General features: G+C 62.2%; 17 protein-coding genes. 3 read left to right on the top strand and 14 right to left on the bottom strand.

Translation table 11 applies throughout. The annotated features are described in order from the left end of the window. Positions 1 to 103: 103 nt before the first annotated feature. The gene (locus AB5Y50_RS09715) at positions 104 to 1,366 is read left to right on the top strand and encodes a HEPN domain-containing protein (protein WP_319882953.1); all 1,263 of its coding nucleotides are present in this window, start codon (positions 104 to 106) and stop codon (positions 1,364 to 1,366) included. A 38-nt stretch (positions 1,367 to 1,404) separates the two neighbouring features. Here AB5Y50_RS09715 and parC read toward each other — a convergent pair whose 3' ends face one another. The 11 genes from parC to nudF form a co-directional block, all read right to left on the bottom strand. Further along, positions 1,405 to 3,699 (bottom strand): DNA topoisomerase IV subunit A, encoded by a 2,295-nt coding sequence (gene parC, locus AB5Y50_RS09710; protein WP_319882952.1) that lies wholly within the window; start codon positions 3,697 to 3,699, stop codon positions 1,405 to 1,407. A gap of 255 nt (positions 3,700 to 3,954) precedes the next feature. Next, complete coding sequence (gene parE / locus AB5Y50_RS09705; protein ID WP_319882951.1) at positions 3,955 to 5,865, bottom strand: DNA topoisomerase IV subunit B; 1,911 nt, start codon at positions 5,863 to 5,865, stop codon at positions 3,955 to 3,957. A gap of 113 nt (positions 5,866 to 5,978) precedes the next feature. Beyond that, positions 5,979 to 7,982, bottom strand: coding sequence for an FUSC family protein (locus tag AB5Y50_RS09700; protein WP_182956587.1), 2,004 nt, complete (start codon positions 7,980 to 7,982; stop codon positions 5,979 to 5,981). A 1-nt stretch (position 7,983) separates the two neighbouring features. After that, positions 7,984 to 8,850 (bottom strand): HlyD family secretion protein, encoded by an 867-nt coding sequence (locus tag AB5Y50_RS09695; protein WP_039039753.1) that lies wholly within the window; start codon positions 8,848 to 8,850, stop codon positions 7,984 to 7,986. Beyond that, positions 8,843 to 9,085: a DUF1656 domain-containing protein gene (locus AB5Y50_RS09690; RefSeq protein ID WP_039039819.1), complete on the bottom strand. Its 243-nt coding sequence runs from the start codon at positions 9,083 to 9,085 to the stop codon at positions 8,843 to 8,845. The genes AB5Y50_RS09695 and AB5Y50_RS09690 overlap by 8 nt, the downstream gene beginning before the upstream one ends. Before the next feature lie 171 nt (positions 9,086 to 9,256). Next, a complete protein-coding gene (locus AB5Y50_RS09685) occupies positions 9,257 to 9,661 on the bottom strand; it encodes a GFA family protein (protein ID WP_039039754.1) in 405 nt (134 codons plus the stop codon). A 36-nt stretch (positions 9,662 to 9,697) separates the two neighbouring features. Then, positions 9,698 to 10,321, bottom strand: coding sequence for an NUDIX hydrolase (locus AB5Y50_RS09680; RefSeq protein WP_128313912.1), 624 nt, complete (start codon positions 10,319 to 10,321; stop codon positions 9,698 to 9,700). A gap of 2 nt (positions 10,322 to 10,323) precedes the next feature. Next, positions 10,324 to 10,911: a YqiA/YcfP family alpha/beta fold hydrolase gene (locus AB5Y50_RS09675; RefSeq protein ID WP_219604352.1), complete on the bottom strand. Its 588-nt coding sequence runs from the start codon at positions 10,909 to 10,911 to the stop codon at positions 10,324 to 10,326. A gap of 9 nt (positions 10,912 to 10,920) precedes the next feature. After that, the gene (cpdA, locus tag AB5Y50_RS09670) at positions 10,921 to 11,739 is read right to left on the bottom strand and encodes a 3',5'-cyclic-AMP phosphodiesterase (protein ID WP_041214382.1); all 819 of its coding nucleotides are present in this window, start codon (positions 11,737 to 11,739) and stop codon (positions 10,921 to 10,923) included. Positions 11,740 to 11,766: 27 nt separating this feature from the next. Continuing rightward, a complete protein-coding gene (locus tag AB5Y50_RS09665; RefSeq protein ID WP_039039758.1) occupies positions 11,767 to 12,213 on the bottom strand; it encodes a DUF1249 domain-containing protein in 447 nt (148 codons plus the stop codon). A gap of 99 nt (positions 12,214 to 12,312) precedes the next feature. Next, positions 12,313 to 12,954 (bottom strand): ADP-ribose diphosphatase, encoded by a 642-nt coding sequence (gene nudF, locus AB5Y50_RS09660; protein WP_010672772.1) that lies wholly within the window; start codon positions 12,952 to 12,954, stop codon positions 12,313 to 12,315. Positions 12,955 to 13,260: 306 nt separating this feature from the next. Here nudF and tolC point away from each other — a divergent pair, with 306 nt between their 5' ends. Next, entirely contained in the window at positions 13,261 to 14,586 is a 1,326-nt protein-coding gene (tolC, locus tag AB5Y50_RS09655; protein ID WP_029313618.1) for an outer membrane channel protein TolC, read from the top strand. 154 nt (positions 14,587 to 14,740) lie between these two features. On the opposite strand, the gene hldE is transcribed toward tolC, so the two are convergent. Then, entirely contained in the window at positions 14,741 to 16,168 is a 1,428-nt protein-coding gene (gene hldE, locus AB5Y50_RS09650) for a bifunctional D-glycero-beta-D-manno-heptose-7-phosphate kinase/D-glycero-beta-D-manno-heptose 1-phosphate adenylyltransferase HldE (protein WP_182935177.1), read from the bottom strand. Between the two features lie 248 nt (positions 16,169 to 16,416). On the opposite strand from hldE, the gene lpxL reads away from it, so the two are divergent. Continuing rightward, the gene (gene lpxL, locus AB5Y50_RS09645; protein WP_319882950.1) at positions 16,417 to 17,340 is read left to right on the top strand and encodes an LpxL/LpxP family Kdo(2)-lipid IV(A) lauroyl/palmitoleoyl acyltransferase; all 924 of its coding nucleotides are present in this window, start codon (positions 16,417 to 16,419) and stop codon (positions 17,338 to 17,340) included. Positions 17,341 to 17,454: 114 nt separating this feature from the next. Here lpxL and AB5Y50_RS09640 read toward each other — a convergent pair whose 3' ends face one another. Further along, positions 17,455 to 19,434, bottom strand: coding sequence for a bifunctional 2',3'-cyclic-nucleotide 2'-phosphodiesterase/3'-nucleotidase (locus tag AB5Y50_RS09640; protein ID WP_319882977.1), 1,980 nt, complete (start codon positions 19,432 to 19,434; stop codon positions 17,455 to 17,457). Between the two features lie 127 nt (positions 19,435 to 19,561). After that, positions 19,562 to 20,182 (bottom strand): L-lysine exporter, encoded by a 621-nt coding sequence (gene lysE, locus AB5Y50_RS09635; RefSeq protein ID WP_042015435.1) that lies wholly within the window; start codon positions 20,180 to 20,182, stop codon positions 19,562 to 19,564. Between the last annotated feature and the right edge of the window lie 97 nt (positions 20,183 to 20,279).

Genomic DNA, 20,279 nt, shown 5'->3' with positions numbered 1-20,279 from the left:
GGTGTGGCTTGTTTTGTTTAGCGACTAATCAGATCGCACAAACTGGACTGAGTTCCCTTCCTCCGGTGATCTACTATTCGGAACAGCTATTTAGGAGCTGGAATTGAAAAGTGAATACTTAATAACTTTTGATGCTCAAGAAAAACTCTGTACAACTGTTGAAAAATTCCGAAGTTTGCTTGTAGCACATTCCTCAATTTCATTTTCAAAAAAAGAACAATCATTTTCTTATAATGGAGTTATATTTCCATACATTCTTGCCCAAGGAACTCTGACTGACAACTCTATATACTACGACCTTACAATAGAATGCACTGATGAAAATCAGCATGAAGACTATAAATCTCTTCTTAAAGAAATAAGAAAGGTATGTACAAAGACAAGTGGGAGAAACATTATTATCCTGCATGATGGCGTAGGAGAGGAATATTGTCAAAAAGGTTACCCAATTATATACAGAACAGAGAATTTAATGCGCAAGCTCATTGCTAAATTTATGGCCATCAGCATTGGTTATGATTGGAGCGATGCATCAACACCAAAGGAAGTTCTAGACTCAGTTCGAACAGAAAACAAAAAGGAAAAAACTAACTTTTTACATGAAGTGGACTTCATTCAACTTTCCAATTTCCTTTTCAAAAAGTACACCAAAGCAGATGCAAATCGTTTCATCGACTCACTTAAAGACAAAACTGATGATGAATATATTAGAGTAGGAGAGCTTAAACAGTATTCTCCATTCACTAACTGGGAAAAATATTTCGCAAAAAAAGTCCAATGTGAATCTGAATACTTAAGAACCAAGTGGGAAAAGTTATACGAATATCGGTGCAAGATAGCCCACTGTCGGGGCATTAGCAAACCTGAGTTAGCTGAGCTGACAAATATAAGTGATGATATATGCCAGAAGATACAGGCAGCCTTAGATTCCATTGGCGACATGCACATTGAAGAATCAGAGCGAGAGGAACTTGCTGAGAATTTCAGTGGCATGGCAAATAAACTAGCTGGTGAATATATCGAAAAATACAATAAACTTGTACATATAGTAAGAACTGCATGCGAGTTGTCATCCAACGACGATGATTCTTATGGAAAACATGAAAAAAACAAGACAAATATAAGAATGCAAGCTAGGTATTTATATGACAACAAAGGACTTATTGATAAGAGTACATCAGACGACATAATTAACCTGCAAACATTTAGAAATAAGATTGTTCATCAGGTTGGCATTGTCAGTCTTTCAGAGCTAGAGCTCTCTGAAAATTCCACCACTCTAGATTCTGTAATAGAAAACCTGTCATCACTTAAACTAGAGGATATTACTTCAAAGAAGGGTTTAAACTTACGAAATACAAAGTAACCCTCAAAAAAGGGCGCTTTCGCGCCCTTCATTAATTATTACCCTTCCTGATTTTCCCCGGCTACCGGCTCGGCGCCGGCGACGGGTTCAATCTCGATGCGATCGACGCGCTGCAAACCGCGGGGCAGCTTGGCGCCGCGGCGGCCGCGCTCGCCGCGGTAGTAGTCAAGGTCAGACGGCTTGAGGGTGAGCTTGCGCTTGCCGGCAAACAGGGTGACCGACTGGCCTTGCGGGATCACGGCGGCCATCACCATAAACTCCTCCCGCGCCTTCACGCGCGCCGACGGGATGCTGATGAGCTTGTTGCCCTTGCCCTTGCCGAGTACCGGCAGGGTATTGAGCGGGAACAGCAGCATGCGCCCCTCGTTGGAGATGGCCATGCAGAGATCGGTCTCCGGCGCGCCTATCCTCTGGGGCGCCATGACGATACCCCCTTCCGGCACGGTGAGCAGCGCCTTGCCGTTCTTGTTCTTGGCCGTCAGGTCGTCGTATTGGCAGACGAAGCCGTAACCGGCGTCGGAACAGATCAGGTACGGCTCGCCCTCGTTACCCATCACCAGATGACGCACCTCTTCACCGGCCCCCAGCGCGAAGCGGCCGGTGAGCGGCTCGCCCTGACTGCGGGCAGAGGGCAGAGTATGGGCCTCCAGCGAGTAGGTACGTCCCAGGGTAGAGAGGAACACCGCCTGCTGGTTGCTGCGGCCATGGGCGTGGGCGAGATAGTTGTCCCCCGCCTTGTAGGAGAGGCCCTCCACATCCACGTCGTGGCCCTTGGCGGCGCGCACCCACCCCTTGTCGGAGAGGATCACGGTCACCGGCTCGCTCGGGGTGAGCTCCTTCTCGGTCAGGGCCACGGCGGTGGCGCGCTCCACCAGCGGGGTGCGGCGATCGTCGCCGTACTTCTCGGCATCCGCCAGGATCTCTTTCTTGAGCAATGTGCTGAGACGGCGCTCGGAACCCAGGATCAGTTCCAGCTTGTCGCGCTCTTCCGCCAGTTCATTCTGCTCGGCACGCAGCTTGAACTCTTCGAGCTTGGCCAGGTGGCGCAGTTTGAGCTCGAGGATCGCCTCGGCCTGGGTCTCGCTGATATTGAAACGCTCCATCATCACCCGGCCCGGCTCCTCCTCGGTGCGGATGATCTCGATCACCTCGTCGATGTTGAGGTAGGCGATCAGCAAGCCTTCGAGGATGTGCAGGCGGGCCAGCACCTTGTCGAGGCGATACTGCAGGCGGCGACGCACCGTCTCACGGCGAAAGCTCAGCCACTCGGTGAGGATGGTCTTGAGGTCTTTCACCTGGGGCCGGTTGTCCAGACCCAGGATGTTGAGGTTGACCCGGTAGTTCTTCTCCAGATCCGTGGTGGCGAACAGGTGGGCCATCAGCCCCTCTACGTCCACCCGGTTGGAGCGCGGCACGATCACCAGACGGGTCGGGTTCTCGTGGTCCGATTCATCCCGCAGATCGGTCACCATGGGCAGTTTCTTGGCCACCATCTGGGCGGCAATCTGCTCCATGATCTTGGCGCCTGAGGCCTGATGGGGCAGTGCCGTGATGACGATGTCGCCATCCTCTTCGCTCCACACCGCTCGCTGCTTGATGGAGCCCTTGCCGGTCTCGTAGATTTTGCGGATGTCGCCCTGCGGCGTGATGATCTCGGCATTGGTCGGATAATCCGGCCCCTGCACATGGGCCATCAGCGCATCCAGGCCAGCATTGGGGTTGTCCAGCAGTTCCACGCAGGCGTGGGCCACTTCCCGCGCGTTGTGGGGCGGGATATCGGTCGCCATCCCCACCGCGATACCGGTCACCCCGTTGAGCAGGATGTGCGGCAGGCGGGCGGGCAGCACCACGGGCTCCTTCATGGTGCCGTCGAAGTTCGGCGTCCACTCCACCGTGCCCTGGCCGAGCTCGGAGAGCAGCAGTTCGGAGAAGCGCGACAGCCGCGCCTCGGTATAACGCATGGCGGCAAAGGACTTGGGATCGTCCGGCGCCCCCCAGTTGCCCTGACCGTCCACCAGCGGGTAGCGGTAGGAGAAGGGCTGGGCCATCAGCACCATGGCTTCGTAACAGGCGCTGTCGCCATGGGGGTGGTATTTGCCCAGCACATCACCCACGGTACGGGCAGACTTCTTGTGCTTGGACAGCGCCGACAGACCCAGCTCGCTCATGGCGTAGATGATGCGCCGCTGCACGGGCTTGAGGCCGTCGCCGATATGCGGCAGGGCCCGATCCATGATGACGTACATGGAGTAGTTCAAGTAAGCCTGCTCGGTAAAGGTGCGCATTGGCTGGCGCTCTACCCCGTCCAGACTGAGCTCGATAGCATCACTCATGTGATTATCTCTTTCGGTTCGGGAGCTGGTTGGCGCTCTACTTCATCCAACAGACTGAGCTCGATAGCATCACTCATAAGGTTGTTCTCTTGCTATGGCGTGCCCTCAGAGGGCACGCCGGAAATGCGGGTCGGCAGGGGGCCGACGGTGAATCACAAGACCCCCTCCCAACCTCCCCCTCCATGAGGGGGAGGAGAGGCTTGGCCCCCTTCCCTTGCGAAGGGGAGGGCCAGGGTGGGGTACTTGCGACTCGCTTTAGATGATGGCGAGGTTGCCCTTCTCTTCCAGCCATTCGCGACGATCACCGGCGCGCTTCTTGGCCAACAGCATGTCCATCAGTTGCAGGGTCTCGTCCCCATCTTCCCCTTCTGCCCCCCCTTCCGCGCCCATGGTGAGCTGCACCAGGCGGCGGGTGTTGGGATCCATGGTGGTTTCCCGCAGCTGTTTCGGGTTCATCTCACCCAGCCCCTTGAATCGGGTCACCATCACCTTGCCCTTCTTCTTCTCGGCCTCGACCCGTTGCAGCACGCCGTTCTTCTCGTCCTCGTCGAGGGCGTAGAAGACCTCCTTGCCGATGTCGATACGATAGAGGGGCGGCATGGCCACATAGACATGGCCCTTCTCCACCAGCGTGCGGAAGTGCTTCACAAAGAGGGCGCAGAGCAGGGTGGCGATGTGCAGACCGTCCGAGTCCGCATCCGCCAGGATGCACACCTTGCCGTAGCGCAGGCCGGAGAGGTCGTCGGAGTCGGGGTCGAGCCCGATCGCCACCGAGATGTCGTGTACTTCCTGCGAGGCGAGCACCTGACCGGCCTCCACCTCCCAGGTGTTCAGGATCTTGCCACGCAGTGGCATGATGGCCTGAAACTCGCGATCCCGCGCCTGCTTGGCACTGCCGCCCGCGGAGTCACCCTCCACCAGGAAGAGCTCCCCCTGCATGGGGTCGGCGCAGCCGCAGTCGGTGAGCTTGCCGGGCAGGGCCGGGCCCTGGGTTATCTTCTTGCGCACCACCGTCTTGGCGGCGCGCATCCGGCGCTGGGCGCTCGAGATGCAGAGCTCCGCCAGCTGTTCGGCCAGCTCGGTGTTGCTGTTCAAGTAAAGGCTGAAGGCATCCTTCACCACGCCCGACACGAAGGCCGAGCTCTGGCGGGACGACAGGCGCTCCTTGGTCTGCCCTGCAAACTGCGGGTCCTGCATCTTGATGGAGAGGATGTAGGCGCAGCGATCCCAGATGTCTTCCGGGGTCAGCTTGACCCCGCGCGGCAAGAGGTTGCGGAACTCGCAGAACTCGCGCATGGCATCGAGCAGCCCCTGGCGCAGGCCGTTGACATGGGTGCCACCGAGCGCGGTGGGAATGAGGTTCACATAGGATTCGGCGAGGCACTCGCCCCCTTCCGGCAACCAGCACAGGGCCCAGTCCACCGCCGACTGCTCGGAGCTGAAAGAGCCGACGAAGGGCTGCTCCGGCAGGCAGGTGAACTGCTTGACCGCATCGATGAGGTAATCCTTGAGGCCGTCTTCGTAGCACCACTCCAACTTGATGCCGGTGTTCTTGTCGAGGAACTTGATGGTGAGGCCCGGGCAGAGCACGGCCTTGGCTTTGAGCAGGTGCTCCAGCTTGGAGACCGAGAAGCGCGACGAATCGAAGTAGCGCGCCTCTGGCCAGAAGCGCACCCGGGTGCCGGTGTTGCGGCGTCCGCAGGTGCCTGTGATGGTCAGCTCCTGCACTTTCTCGCCCCGCTCGAAGGCGATGTCATAGACCTGGCCGTCCCGGCGCACCGTCACCTCGACCCGATCGGAGAGGGCGTTCACCACGGAGATCCCTACCCCGTGCAAGCCGCCGGAGAACTGATAGTTCTTGTTGGAGAACTTGCCCCCCGCGTGCAGCTTGCAGAGGATCAGCTCCACACCGGAAACCCCTTCCTCCGGGTGGATGTCCACCGGCATGCCGCGACCGTCGTCGATCACCTCGAGGGACTGATCCTCGTGCAGGATCACCTCCAGATTGCGGGCGTGACCCGCCAGCGCCTCGTCGACGCTGTTGTCGATGACCTCCTGGCCGAGGTGATTGGGCCGGGTGGTGTCGGTGTACATGCCGGGGCGGCGACGCACCGGTTCAAGGCCATTGAGGACCTCAATGGCATCCGCATTGTATTGAGTGGACATGGAGGGCCTTGCGAATTGACGTTTGGGGGGAATCTTACTCGCTGGGAGGGCCCGGGACAAATGGGGCGCTCGCAAAGGGTGATCCAGAGGGGCTCCGGCCTCCCCGCCCGGGATCAGGCGGGTTCCCCGGGCAGGGCCTGCACAAGCTGGGAGAGGGAGCAGTGGAGTCGCCACACCAGCCCCGCCAGAGCCCGGGCCGCCGGGTCTGCATGTTCCCCCAGCCCCTGGCTGATGCGGTCCAGCTCCGCCAGGGTGCGCCCCAGGGTCTCGTGCTGCACACCCCCTTCGGTCAGAATGCCTTTCAGGCAGCGCAGACAGCCGTCCCGCACCAGATAGAGGGCCGGATCCCGGCTGCGCCAGAGCCTGAGCTGCCAGACGATATGGCTGCAGTTGAGCAGCACCACGCCCCAGCGCAGCACCCAGAGCCGGGCCCCCTGATCCTGACTCTGGCTGAGCTGGCTCACCGCGTGATAGACCCGGGATTCAAACTCCCCCTCGCTCTGCTGCGGGGCCGGGGCCAGCTGGTCCACGAAATCCCGCCGCAGACGGTGCATCAGGCGGCGGCTCTTGCGCCGATCCGAGCTGGGCCTCAGGAGCTGGAACGCCAGCCCTGCGCTCATCACTCCCAGTGCCTGCGCTAGGCTGCTGTTGACGAAGGCGAGGTAGTCGTAGCTCGGCGGATTGGTGATGGCGAGGAAGGAGCCGAGCAGCACGATGAGCTGGCCCCAGAGCGCCGCCCCCTGGGGGCGCTGCAATTTCAGCAGTTGCAGGGTGATGAGGGCGGGGAACAGCAGGGCGCAGAAGATCCAGAAGTCGTCGATGCGGATCATCAGCCCGAACTTGACCCCGAAGCAGATAAAGCTGAGCAGCACGATGGCCTTGAGCATGGTCTGGGCCCCCTTGGCCGGGGCCGGGGTGGCGGAATAGAGCACGCAGCAGATGGCGAGCAGGGTCAGGGCCGCGGCGCCCGCATCCCACTGGGTGTGGATCCAGAAGGTGCAGCCCAGCATCACGCAGAGGAAGGTACGCCCCCCGTTGTAGGCCGCCTCCAAACCGTCGGTGTGGCTGGTCAGAGAGCTGTGGCGCGGCGGCGCCGGCCACTCCTGGCCATCGTGGCGGGCCAGCCTTTCCAGCCAGCGCTGACACTCCAGGTAGCTCCAGCAGAAGTGGCGCAGCCGCAGCCAGAAGGCCTGACAGCGATAATCGTCCCCCGAACGGGCCACGAAGGGCGCCATCAGGCGGGCGATGCGCAGCTTGTCGCAGCCCCCCTGCCCCAGCTCCCGCAGCACGGCGGCCAGCATGGGGGCCGGGTCGACTGCGTCCTCTGGCCAGTGTTGCAGCATGCGGCGCAGCCCCGAGATGAGGCTGACCATCCTCAGCTGGCGATGGAGCAGATAGTTCAGCAACTGGTTGTGGCGGCGCAGGCGGTGGTGGCTCCAGACGGCCTGGATGCGCAGCACGTTCAGGGTGAGGATCTGACCGATCACCCCCTCGTGGGCGGTGCGCACATCGGCGCCCGTCTCCCCGAGCCAGAGCAGCTGGGCATGTTCCAACAGCCGGGTCTGGCTCTTGCCAAGGGAGTCCAGCAGGGTCTCGCCATCGGAGAAACTCGGCAGGATCATCATCATCAGGCCGCCGCAGAGGATGCCGACGATCACCTCGCTCACCCGGGCCTGGGCGATGTCGAAGATATGTTGCGGGTCGGTCAGGTTGACGCAGGAGAAGGCGATGATGGCGGCGGTATAGCCCGCCAGGGCGAAACCGTAGGAGACGTTGTTCTGATGGTGGTTGGAGATGTAGGTGCACCCCCCCAGCCAGAGGGCGATAAGCAGGCTGAAGAGCCAGGGATCACCGATGCCAAGGCCGGTGATCATCACCGCCGCCATGGCGCCGATGAGGCTGCCCACCACCCGCCCCAGGCTCTTGCTGATGACGCCCCCCACGGTGGGAAAGCTCACCACGGCGGCGGAGGTCATGGCCCAGTAGGGAGAGTCGAGTTGCAGCACGAACGCCAGCCAGAGCGACAGGCACATGGCCAGGGCATTGCGCAGGGCGTAGCGCCACTGGCCGCCGTTGGCCTTGCCCCAGGGGGTCTGGCGCCAGAGCGAGGGGATCACCCTAGTCCCCTATGGTGATGGTACAGGTCGTGCCCGCGATCAAGACCAGATCCGGGGGAATCGCCAGCAGCCTGATCCGCACCGGCACCCGCTGGGCCAGGCGCACCCAGGGCACGTTCGGCTTGACGTCGAGCAGCAGCCCCTCGCTGCCTTCCAGGCTCTGATCGTGAATGGCGCGCCCTATGCTTTCCACCTCCCCCCTGAGTACCCGATCCCCGCTGTAGAGCACCACCTCGGCCGGTTTGCCGGGGGCGATGTGCCTGAGCTTGGTCTCTTCGAAATAGCCCTGCACATAGAAGGAGTGGGTGTCTATCAGGGCCACCAGGGGCACCCCGGCGGTGGCGTAGTTGCCGACCCTGGCCTGCAGATTGGTGATGTAGCCGTCGCTCGCGGCGTGGACCTCGGTCCGGGCAAGGGACCATCTGGCCTGCTCCAGATTGGCCTGGGCCACCTCATAGGCCGCCTTCATCGCCTGGGCATTGAGCCTGGACTCATCCACCGCCTCGGCGGAGATGACGGTGCGGGAGAGGCTCTGGCGACGGTTCGCCTCGTGCTCCGCCTTGTCGAGATCCGACCTGGCCTTGGCCAGGGCCGCGCTGGCGTTGTCCAGCGCGATGCGATAGGGCTCGGGATCCAGGGTGAAGAGCAGGTCCCCCGCCTTCACCAGCTGGTTGTCCTTGACCCCTATCCTGACGATCTTGCCCGACACCTGGGGCGTGATGCTGACCAGCTCGGCCCTCACCTTGCCATCCCGGGTCCAGGGGCCCTGCATGTAGTCGTTCCACAGCCACCAGAGCGACACCAGCGCCAGGGCAAAGACCAGCAGGGTGGAGAAGTATTTGAGGGTCGCAAGGGGTGATTTAGCCATGTAGCAATATCCATAGGGCGCCGCTGACGGCGAGGATGAAGAGGGAGAGATCCATCAGCAGGGGGTGCCAGACCTCGCCGCCGTAGAGCCAGTCCCGCAGCAGATGGTGCAGCGGCAGCCAGCCCAGCAGGCCGAGCAGCACGGCCTTGAACAGGGGCGGAAAGTAGAGCGAGGCCCCGAGGATCAGATCCGGCAGCGCTGAAGCAGTCGTCACGGGTGTGCCCCCTGTTGGCAGAGATGGAATGAAGAGAGAGGCCGGGGTCCGCCGGGAGACGGACAGGGCAAGGTTAACACAGCCATTGCGGGGGCTACACAGGCAGATGACCCCCTGAGGTATCGTCACGGGAGTGGCACGACAACGCCTCGCCCGTCCTCCCCGCCACCCGTCGGGGCAGTCACCTCGCGTTCAATCGGCTACGGTATCTGCCGGGTGATGCACCCCGTCGCGGGTCGGCACCTCTCCCAGATCGAACGGGTTGACCCCCTCCAGACAGGCGAGGTTGTAGCCATATTCCGCCGGATTGGATCGGCGCTGGTGATGGGTGTAGATGCCGCAGACGCTGCAGAAGTAGTGTTTCGCGGTGCGGGTGTTGAACTGGTAGCAGCGAAGCGCCGCCTCCCCTTGCAGGATGCGGATGCCGGAGAGCGGCACCGAGGCGACGATGGCCCCTCGCCGCCGACAGAAGGAGCAGTCGCAGCGGCGCGGGTCCACCACGCCATCCGGCAGGGTCAGCTCCAGCACCACGGCGCCGCAGTGGCAGCTCGCCTTGTGTTTCTTCTGGATGGGGGTATTGCCGATGCGTGTGATCATGCTGCCTCCTTGCCGCAGTGTCAGGCTACGAACCGGTTAATCGAACAGGGTATCCCCCCGCCCCTGCGACAGATGGTCATGGAGGGTGCGCAACTGGGACGCTACCACCCGGTGGCGGGAGAGTTCGGGCAAGGCGTCGATGGGGAAGTACCCCGCCCCTTTGGTTTCATCGGTGTCGGTAAGCAGAGCGCCGCCCGTCACCTCGCACAGGAAGAAGGCCTTGTGGGCATGGGGCAGCTGCGGGGGATGGGGATGCTTGAGCTTGTCGAACAACGCCAGCAGCTGCACCGCCCGACAGACGAGGCCGGTCTCCTCGCTCACTTCCCGCACCACGGCGTCCGCAGGCGAATCGCCGATGTCGCACCAGCCCCCCGGCAGAGTCCAGCAACCGTCACTGCGCTCCTGCACCAGCAGGACATGGCCCGCGTCGTTCTGAATGAAGGCCCGCACATCGAGCTTGGGGGTGGGATAGCCGCTGTCGAGGGCAATCCAGTCGCCGATGGCATCGGGGGCCAGCTCACTCTGGCTGGCGATGAGCGTCACCGTGGCCGCTCGCAGCGCCTCGAAGCGGGCGATGTCGAAGGGATCCCGGGAGTAGGTGAGCCCCGCCTGGGCCGTGGCCAGCACCTGTTCGAGGAAGGCGGCCAACGGCGGTTGCATGGCTAGAGCCCGAGGAAACGGACGATCTGGGCGGGGTAGCGCTCGAAGCCTGTGAAGGCGTGATCGCCGCCGCACTCCAGGGAGAGACGGGCAAAGCGGTATTCGTCCAGCGCCTTGCGATAGTCGAGCACCTCGTCCTCCTGCTGTTGCAGCACCCAGAGCCGCTCCGGGGCAGTCACCGGCACCGCCAGCGCTCTGAGCTCGTCCATGTGCACAGGCAGCAGTTCATAGCGTTCGCCGCTGTAGGGGTTGGTCTGGGGGCCGAGGTAGTCGCAGAGCAGCTCGTGGGGGCGCACCGCCGGGTTGATGAGGGCGGCGCGGCAACCGTACATCTCGCTCACTCGCGTGGCCATGAAGCCACCAAGGGAGCTGCCCACGGCGCCCAGTCGCAGGGCGCTGCCGTGGCGGGCCTTCAGGTCGGTGATGGCCTGCTCGATGGCAGCCCAGGCGGCCGCCGGGGTGTTGGGCTGGGCCGGGATCACCACCTCGATATCGGGCCTGTTCTCGGCCACCCAGGCCGCCATCTGCTGCGCCTTGGCCGAGCCGGGGGATGAATTGAAACCGTGCAGATAGAGCAGGACGGGCTTCATGGCAACCCCTCAGTAACCGGTGGCATTGGGGTCGGGCACGAACTGCCCCAGTGGCAGGCGCCACACCTGGCTCGCCACCCGGCCATCCGGGTGCAGGGTGAGGTAGCGCCAGCCCGGGCCGGATTCGTCCAGTGCGAAACCGTCGGAGAGCGGCTTGAACTGGATGCAGGTAGAGGGGCTGGCGATGAGCCGCACTCCGTGGTGCACCTCGTCAAACTCCTGATGGACGTGGCCGAACAGTATGGTCTTCTGCTGCGGGTGGCGGGCCAGCACGGCGAACAGGTCGTCGGCATTCTTGAGGTTGTGCTGATCCAGCCAGGCGCAGCCCACCGGCACCGCCTGATGGTGCAGGGCGATGAGGGCGTGGCGCTCGGGATGCTGGCGCAGGGCCTGATCCAGGGCCGCCAGCTGGTGATCCCCCAGCACCCCGTGGGGTTTGCCGCGCACCTGGGTATCCAGCAGGATCACCTGCCAGTGCTCGCCTACCAGTTGCTTGGCCTCGCTGATGCCGGCCGCATGGAGGTATTCGGTCATCAGGGGGCCGTCGTCGTGGTTGCCGGGCAACCAGTAGATGGGGCGAGCCAGGGGCGCCATCATGGAGGCGAAGCGCTGGTAGGACTCCGGGCTGTGATCCTGGGAGAGATCCCCGGTGGCGAGGATGAGATCGAACGGGTGCTCGTTGGCCTGCACCCGCTCCAGCACGGCGGCCAGGCTCTGCGCCGTGGGTACGGCCAGCAGCCGCCCCTCGGCACTGGCGAAGAGATGGGTATCGGTAATCTGTAACAGGCGCACACTGCCGTCCGGCGCCTGAGGTAGCTCTGTTTCCAAAATCACGCTTCTTTTTTATGGGTTCGACTAGAGGATGTTAATCAGGCTGGTGCCGTGTTTGAGACAAAATCTCAACCAATCGGCCAAGAATAGATTTACCTGCTCCTTTTCATCCCTGTGATGCATTTTTTGATTGGGATAATCATAACGTGGTTGCAACATTGAAATCTGTTGCGCCGCACACACTTCCGCCATTCGCACATCATGATACAAACGAATCTCTATCCGGGCTTGCAAGTAGCTCGGCAATTCGGGGTTGTGCTGGGCCAGGATCACCTGGCTGGTGAAGCGGCTCTCCTCGGTCACCGTGAGCTGGAACTGCAGGCCGTTGCCGACCTGATAGCGGCGCTCGGCACCTACGCTGCCGCCGGGCGGCAACAGTTTCATCAGCGCCATGTAATTGACCTCGCAGGTACGCTGCAAGGACATCAAATCAGGCACATAGCGCTTCATCGGGCTCTGGACTAATGACATGTCGCGGCTCCCTCAATCAGGATCCATGAAGGGTGGACCCACTGCACAGTGTGCCAGTCGGACACAGGGCACCTGACCCGGGTCTGAACGAGCGTCACCTCAGCGCCCCGCCAGCCAGCGTGCCCGCAGCTCGCCGTGGTTCAGAGCCAGCCACTGCAGGGCGATGACGGAGGCGGCATTGTCGATGCGCCCCTCTTTGAGCCAGGCATAGGCCTGCTCGCGGCTCACCACGTGGACCCGGATGTCTTCCCCCTCTTCCGCCAGACCGTGGATCCCCTTGGCCTGACTGGCATCCACCTCGCCCACGAACACCTCGATGCGCTCGGTGCTGCCACCCGGGCTCACCAGATAGCTGATGGCATGTTCGCAGCGTCCCACCTCGATCCCTGCCTCTTCCACCGCCTCGCGCCGCACCACAGCCTCGGCGGTCTCCCCTTCATCGATGATGCCGGCCACCAGCTCCAGCAGCCAGGGGGTGGCGCTGGTCTCCATGGCACCGATGCGAAACTGCTCCACCAGCACGATCTCGTCCCGCACCGGATCATAAGGCAGCAGGGCGGCGGCATGGCCACGTTCGAACAGTTCCCGGACGATGGGGGCGTTCCAGCCACCGGCAAACAGCCTGTGTTGCAGGCGGTAGACATTCACCTTGAAGAAGCCATTATATCCAGCTGATTTTTCAATGATTTTCACATCATCGCTGGAGTAGTGGCAGGTTTGAGGCAAGGCTTGCTGTGACATTCGAGACTCCTGCCAGCTTGACTTGGCTTGGTTTGACCATAATATTCGGGGGCATGAATGAACATTCATTCACTCGCTCTCGCCGACGATGAGGGAAGGATTTTAGCAGCCACAGGGCATTTGGCTAGGCGCGTTGCCGAGAAAACTCGCCCCGGACCTTGACGTTTCCGCAGCTGGAAAAGAGACAGTTCGCAATGAAATCTGCTTATAGTAGAGTGGTTAAGCTGAAATCAAGCTTGGTCGGTGACAATCCCCCCTTCATCCAGCGGACAGCTTTGGGTTGATACAAAAGGTTAAAACTATCATATGAAAAGAACACTCTTGTCAGTCATGGTGATGCTGGGTGTGAGCGGCGCCGCTCATGCCGAAAACCTGCTCGATATTTACCAACAGGCCCAGATCAAGGACACCCAGCTGCTGGAATCCAAGGCCAAGCGGGACCAGGCCTTCGAGAAGATCAACGAATCCCGTGCAGCCCTGCTGCCCCAGATCAACCTGGGCGCCGGCCTGAACTACCTGCAAAACAAGAACGACACCATGACCAACACGGGCGCTACCGGCTCCGTGACCCTGGATCAATCCATCTACCGTCGCAGCAACTGGGTCAACCTGGATCTGACCGAGAAGAGCGCCACCCAGTCCGACGTGGCCTACAACCTCGAGTACCAGAACCTGATGCTGCGTACCGCCCAGGCCTACTTCGACGTGCTCAAGGCCATGGATACCCTGGAATTCGTGCGTGCCAACAAGACCGCGGTCGAGCGTCAGCTTGAACAGACCCAGCAGCGCTTTGAAGTGGGCCTGACCGCCATCACCGACGTGCACGAGGCCGAGGCCGAGCGCGATCAGGCGCTGGCGGACGAGATCAATGCCGAGAACACCCTGGACAACAGCTACGAGAGCCTGCGCGAGCTGACCGGTATCGACCACCGTCAACTGGACGTGCTCAACACCGATCGCTTCAGCCCGCAGAAGACCGCGTTCAACTCCGACAAGTGGCTGGAACTGGCCCTGGACAAGAACCTGGAGCTGCACAGCGCCCGCATCGGCAAAGACATCGCCAAGGAGCAGATCGATCTGGCCAAGACCGGTCATGAACCGACCCTGGATCTGGGCGCCGGCCTGAACGCCGGTTACAACGATTACAAGGACGAGATCCGCAACCCCGAGAGCAACAGCAATCAGGGCAACATCGGCCTGAACTTCAAGCTGCCCATCTACACCGGCGGGGCCACCACCTCCCAGGTCAAGCAGGCACAGTTCAACTACGTGGCCGCCAGCGAACAGCTCGAGCGTAGCTTCCGCTCGGTGCAGAGCACGGTCCGCTCCTCCTACAACAACGTGAACGCCAGCATCGGCTCGGTCCGCGCCTACAGCCAATCCGTCATCTCCGCCGACAGCGCCCTGAAGGCGACCGAGGCCGGTTACGAGGTGGGCACCCGCACCATCGTCGACGTGCTGGACTCCACCCGCAAGCTGTATCAGGCCAAGCAGAAGCTCTCCGAGGCCCGCTACAACTACATCCTCAGCATCCTCTCCCTCAAGCAGGCCGCCGGCATCCTGGAGCAGAAGGACCTGGAAGAGGTGAACCAGGGTCTGATGCCCGCCGCCCAGGTCACCAAGAAGTCCTGAGCCAGGCGCACACCATGAGAAAAGGCGACCCCGGGGTCGCCTTTTTCATCTCTGTTCGCCGCTGGAAGTGCGTTGGTCGGGGCCTGCCAGGCAGCGGCCATGTCACCGACCCGGCAGCCCCATCAAAAAACCCGGCCTTGGCCGGGTTTTACGCTTATCCGCGTTCGCGGATGGTCTTGATGATGTCGGTGGTGGAGCAGCCGTCCTCGAAGTTCAGCACTCGTACCTCGCCGCCATTGGCGGTCACCTCGGCGTAACCGGCGATCTCTTCGGGCTTGTAGTCGCCCCCCTTGACCAGGAGGTCTGGCAGGATCTCGGCGATCAGACGCTGGGGAGTGTCTTCGCTGAAGGGGACCACCCAGTCCACGGCACCCAGGGCCGCCAGCACAGTCATACGGCGCTCGGTCGGGTTGACCGGGCGACCCGGCCCCTTGAGGTGACGCACGGACTCGTCGGTGTTCACCGCCACGATCAGGCGGTCCCCCAGCTTGCCCGCATTGGCCAGATAGGAGACATGACCCGCGTGCAGAATGTCGAAGCAGCCGTTGGTCATCACCACCTTCTCGCCGCGCAGACGGGCGGCCTGGACGGCCACCTTGAGCTGGGCCTCGGACATGACGCCAAAGCCGGTCTCCTGCTCGGTGTAGAGGGCGTTGGCCAGCTCCACCGGGCTCACGGTGGAGGTCCCCAACTTGCCGACCACGATACCGGCGGCGGTGTTGGCCAGGGCGCAGGCCTCGTCCAGACTCTTGCCCGCGGCAAGGGAAGTCGCCAGGGTGGAGATGACGGTGTCACCGGCACCGGTGACGTCATAGACCTCGTGGGCCTGGGCCGGCAGGTGCAGCTCGGGCTGCCCTTCGCGGATCAGGGTCATGCCGTTCTCGGAACGGGTAACCAGCAGGGCGTCCAGCTCGAAGCGCTTGACCAGCTCCAGCCCCCTGGCGACCAGATCTTCTTCCCCCTTCACCTTGCCCACCACGGCCTCGAACTCGGACATGTTGGGGGTCAGCAGGGTGGCACCGCGGTACTTCTCGAAATCGGTCCCCTTGGGGTCGACCAGCACGGGGATGCCGGCGGCGCGGGCACGCCGGATCATGCCGGGCACATCGTTGAGGGCGCCCTTGCCGTAGTCGGAGAGGATCATCACGTCCGCCTGGGGCAGCGCCTGCTCCACCTTGCCCATCAGCAGGCTGGCATCCACGTCGTGGAAGGCCTCTTCGAAGTCGAGGCGCAGCAGTTGCTGGTTGCGGGACAGCACCCGCAGCTTGGTGATGGTCGGATAGTCGGTCAGGCGCACGAAATCACAGGCCACCTTGACCCCGGCCATCTGGCTGGCGAGGGCATCGGCGGCTTCATCCTGACCGGTCAGGCCCAGCAGCACGGCCTGGGCGCCGAGGGCGGCGGAGTTGAGCGCCACGTTGGCGGCGCCGCCCGGACGCTCCTCGATGTGCTCGACCTTGACCACGGGGACCGGTGCCTCGGGGGAGATCCGGCCGGTAGGGCCATGCCAGTAGCGATCCAACATGACATCGCCAACGACCAGGATGCGGGCTTTTTCAAACTCGGGCAGGGTGATTTTCATCTGTATCGGCTCTCAAAACCTGAAAAATTCAGCGGCCGATTTTATCACACTCTTTTCCGGGGCGTGAAAAAAGCACGGCTCTGCCCCCTGACGCCCCCTCTGACCAGATGACGGCGATTCGCGCCCGCCCCCGCTTTTCGGATAGAATCCTCCACATGCGAGTGACCGCCTCCGCGCCGGGCCACCCCACACAGGCCCCCCGGTTCGGTCGGACTCCCCCCTTTGCCTTTGCGAACAAGAGACTCTTCATGGCCCAAGAACACGCTCCCCGCCTCGAACCCCGTCTGTTCCATCCCCGTTACTGGGGGAGCTGGCTGGGCCTCTCCCTGCTCTGGCTGCTGGTGTTGCTGCCCTGGCGCAGTCAGATGTGGCTGGGCCGCCAGCTCGGCACCCTGGCCCGCAAGCTGCTGAAATCCCGCGTCAAGATTGCCCGCCGCAACCTGGAGCTGGCGATGCCCGAGCTCAGCCGGGATGAGCGCGAAACCCTCCTGGTGCAGAACTTCGAGAGCGTGGGCTGCGCCATCTTCGAGGTAGGCATGGCCTGGTTCTGGCCAGACTGGCGGATGCGCCGCCTGATGAAGGTGGAAGGGGAAGAGCACGTCATCAACGCCATGGAGAAGGGCCAGGGGATGCTGCTGCTCTCCTGCCACTTCCTGACGCTGGAGCTCAATGCCCGCTGCTTCGGCCTGGTGCGCCCCGGGGTCGGTGTCTATCGCCCCAACACCAATCCGGTGCTGGAGTACGCCCAGTACCACGGTCGCTGCGCCTCCAACAAATACCTGGTGGACCGGATGGACGTGAAGGGGATGATCAAGGCGCTGCGCAACGGCGACGCCCTCTGGTATGCACCGGATCACGACTACGGCAGCCATGCCAGCGTCTTCGTGCCCTACTTCGCGGTGGAGCAGGCCGCCACCATCACGGGGACCGCCACCCTGGCCCGGGTGAAGAACACCGTCACCCTGCCCTGCTACAACATCCGCACCCGGGAGGGCTACACCCTGCATATCGGGGCCCCGCTCGCGGACTACCCGAGCGGTGACGACATGGCGGATGCCAGCCGCGCCAACCGCGAGATTGAAGCCGCCGTGCGCAAGGCGCCGGAGCAGTACATGTGGCTGCACCGCCGCTTCAAGACCCGCCCCAATCCGGGCGATCCCGGCTACTACTGATGCCCTCCCGCCCCGTCGACCGGGCAAGTCCAGACGACAGGACAGGATGGCACCGCGCCCCATGAAAAAGCCCTCGCACTGCGAGGGCTTTTTTGTTGGCTGCCAGCGTCTGCCTTACTGGCGGATCAGGCGGTAGATGGCGTAGCCGGGGTGCTTGGCGTCATCCATCGGCAGGGTGGACTGGTACGACAGATCCGCCCCCGCCAGGGCCTTGGCCTCGTCGGTCGGCGAGGAGTAGAGGCGCACGTCCACGTTGGCGGGCAGGGCCTTCATGTGCCAGTTGTTGTTGGCCGCCGGGCTGAAGCCAGCCGGGTTGTCCGCAGACTGGGCCTTCAGGTACTGGGCGATGATCTCCCGCGTCTCGAAGGGATCTTCATGGACGATGTTGCTGCCGTCGATGCCCGGGAAGTGGCCGCCGCCGCTGGCGCGGTAGTTGTTGGTCACCACGTAGAACTTCTGGGCCGGGTCCACGGGCTGACCGTTGAAGGTGAGGCCGCTGATGCGCTGGCCGTCGCTCACCTTGACCCCGTCCTTGCTGTAGCGGGCCGGCTGGGTGATGTCCACCTCGTAGTTGACCCCGTCAATCACATCGAAGTTGTAGGTGGGGAAGCTCTCGTTCACCAGCCACTGCACCTCTGTCTTGCCGGTGTCGATCTGGTTGAACTGGCCAGCGCTCATCTCCAGCCACTCCTTGACGGTGGCCCCGTTCACCTCGACCACCTGCAGGGTGTTCGGATAGATGTAAAGGTCGGAGACGTTGCGCAGGGAGATGTCACCCTGGGCCACGTAGGTAAAGTCGTTGATGCCGTTGCGACCGCCACGGAAGGGGGCCGCCACCGACAGGATGGGGTAGGACTCCTTGAGCAGGCCGTCTTGTTGCAACTGCTCCGCGTGGCGGCGCTGGGCATCGCTCACCAGCTGCACCGAGGGGTCGTCCTGCACCAGGGCGAAGAAGCTGTGGATGGGGGAGGTGATCTTGCCGAGCGGCTCGTCCAGCCACTGGTTGGTGGCGTCGTGATCCGCCTGTACCAGGTCCACCACCCGCTGATCCACCGCACTGCCCTCGCTGGCGTCAATTTTGCGCAGGCTGGCCTGGCTCTGCTTCACCTGCCACTTGCCGTCCACCTGTTCCAGCTTGAGGTCGATGATGCCGAGGTGGTTGCCCCAGTAACCGGGCATCACGGTGGGGATGCCGCTGAGGGTACCGGCTTGGTTGTCCACCTCCGGCAGATCCGGGAAGTCCCCGGGGAAGTTCTTGTGGGCGTGGCCCAGCATCAGGGCGTCCACCCCCTTCACCTTGGCCAGGTGCCAGGCGGAGTTCTCCATCATGGCCTCGTAGCTGCTGGCATTGATGCCGGTGTGAGCCACCACCACCACGATGTCGGCGCCCTTGGCGCGCAGCTCGGGCACATAGTGATTGGCGGTCTCGACCATGTCGGCCACCACCACCTTGCTCTCCAGATGACGCTTGTCCCACTGCAGCACCTGGGGCGGGGTCAGACCCAGGATGCCCACCTTGACGCGCTGGCGCTGGCCCTTGTCATCGGTCACCTCGCGCTCCAGCAGCAGATAGGGGGTGAACTTGTTGCCGCTCCAGTCAATTTGTCCCTTGGCATCGCGCTTGAAGGCCCCCGCCTCGAACACGTTGGCGTTCACATAGGGGAAGTCGGCTCCCGCCAGCACCTTGCCAAGGTAGTCCAGGCCGTAGTTGAACTCGTGGTTGCCCAGGTTGCCCGCGTCGTAGCCCAGCTCGTTCATCGCCTTGAACACCGGGTGCGCCTGCTTCTCGAGATAGCCGGCACCGGACTGTTCGAAGATGTAGTCCGCCAGCGGCGTGCCCTGAATGAGGTCGCCATTGTCGAGCAGCAGGTTGTTGGGGTTCTCGGCGCGGGCGGCGCGGATCAGCAGGGCGGTGCGGGAGAGGCCGAACTTGCGATCCTCCTTGTTCTGGTAGTAGTCGTACCCCAGCACGTTGGAGTGGATGTCGGAGGTCTGGATCAGGCGCAGGGAGACGGTCCCCGGCTGCGCCTTGCTGTCATTCTCGTTGCTGCAGGCAGACAGCAGCACGATGGCGGCAATAGCCCCCAGCTTCATGGTGTTATTCACTGTTTTTTCCCTTTTATTATGAGTAACGCTTTACCAGCGCCGGGAATTTAACAGACGAATATGTCAGCAGATGGCACCGGGACTCATTTTTATGAAGCCCGGCACAAAAATAGCCTCATGAGGCCGATATGGCACCCAATGCCAGCTTGGCCGCCAGCACCAGCATGATGAGACCTACAACCAGATCAATGGCTTGCTGCACCCGGCCCCGGGCAAGCCAGGGGGAGAGTGCCGCCGCCCCGAACGCCAGTCCGTAGAACCAGACCAGAGAAGCCAGCATGGCCCCCGCCGCGAAGGCGGGTCTGAGCTCCTCGGCAAACTGGCTGCCGAAGGAGCCAAGCAGCATCAGGGTATCCAGGTAGACGTGGGGATTGAGCAGGGTCACTCCGAGGGTCATGGCCAGCACGCTCTTCACCCCCATCAACCGGGGCGAGTCCGCCAGGGCCGCCTCCTGGCCGCGCCAGGCGCTGCGCAGGGAGCGCACCCCGAACCAGCCGAGGAAGAGCACGCCGCCCCAGGTCAGCAGGGCCAGGCCGATCGGGCTGGCCGCCAGCAGGTTGGCCCCGCCGAACACCCCGATGCCGATCAGCACGAGATCGCACAGGCAGCAGAGGGTCGCCGTCAGCAGGTGGTGATTGCGGTGAATGCCCCGGCTCAGCACGAAGGCATTCTGGGCCCCGATGGGGATGATCATGGCAAGGCCGAGGGTAAAGCCTTGCAGGGTGGTGGCGAACATGGGGATGTGTTCCTGTGAAAGAGAGAAACGCACTATAAGGGGGCGCGGGTAATCAGAGAAATTCATTCATTTTCTGATGCATTCATAAAACTGATGA

It is taken from the genome of Aeromonas sp. s6, assembly GCF_040907815.1.
Lineage (GTDB): Bacteria > Pseudomonadota > Gammaproteobacteria > Enterobacterales > Aeromonadaceae > Aeromonas > Aeromonas caviae.
This window is presented reverse-complemented; position numbering and strand designations above follow the sequence as displayed.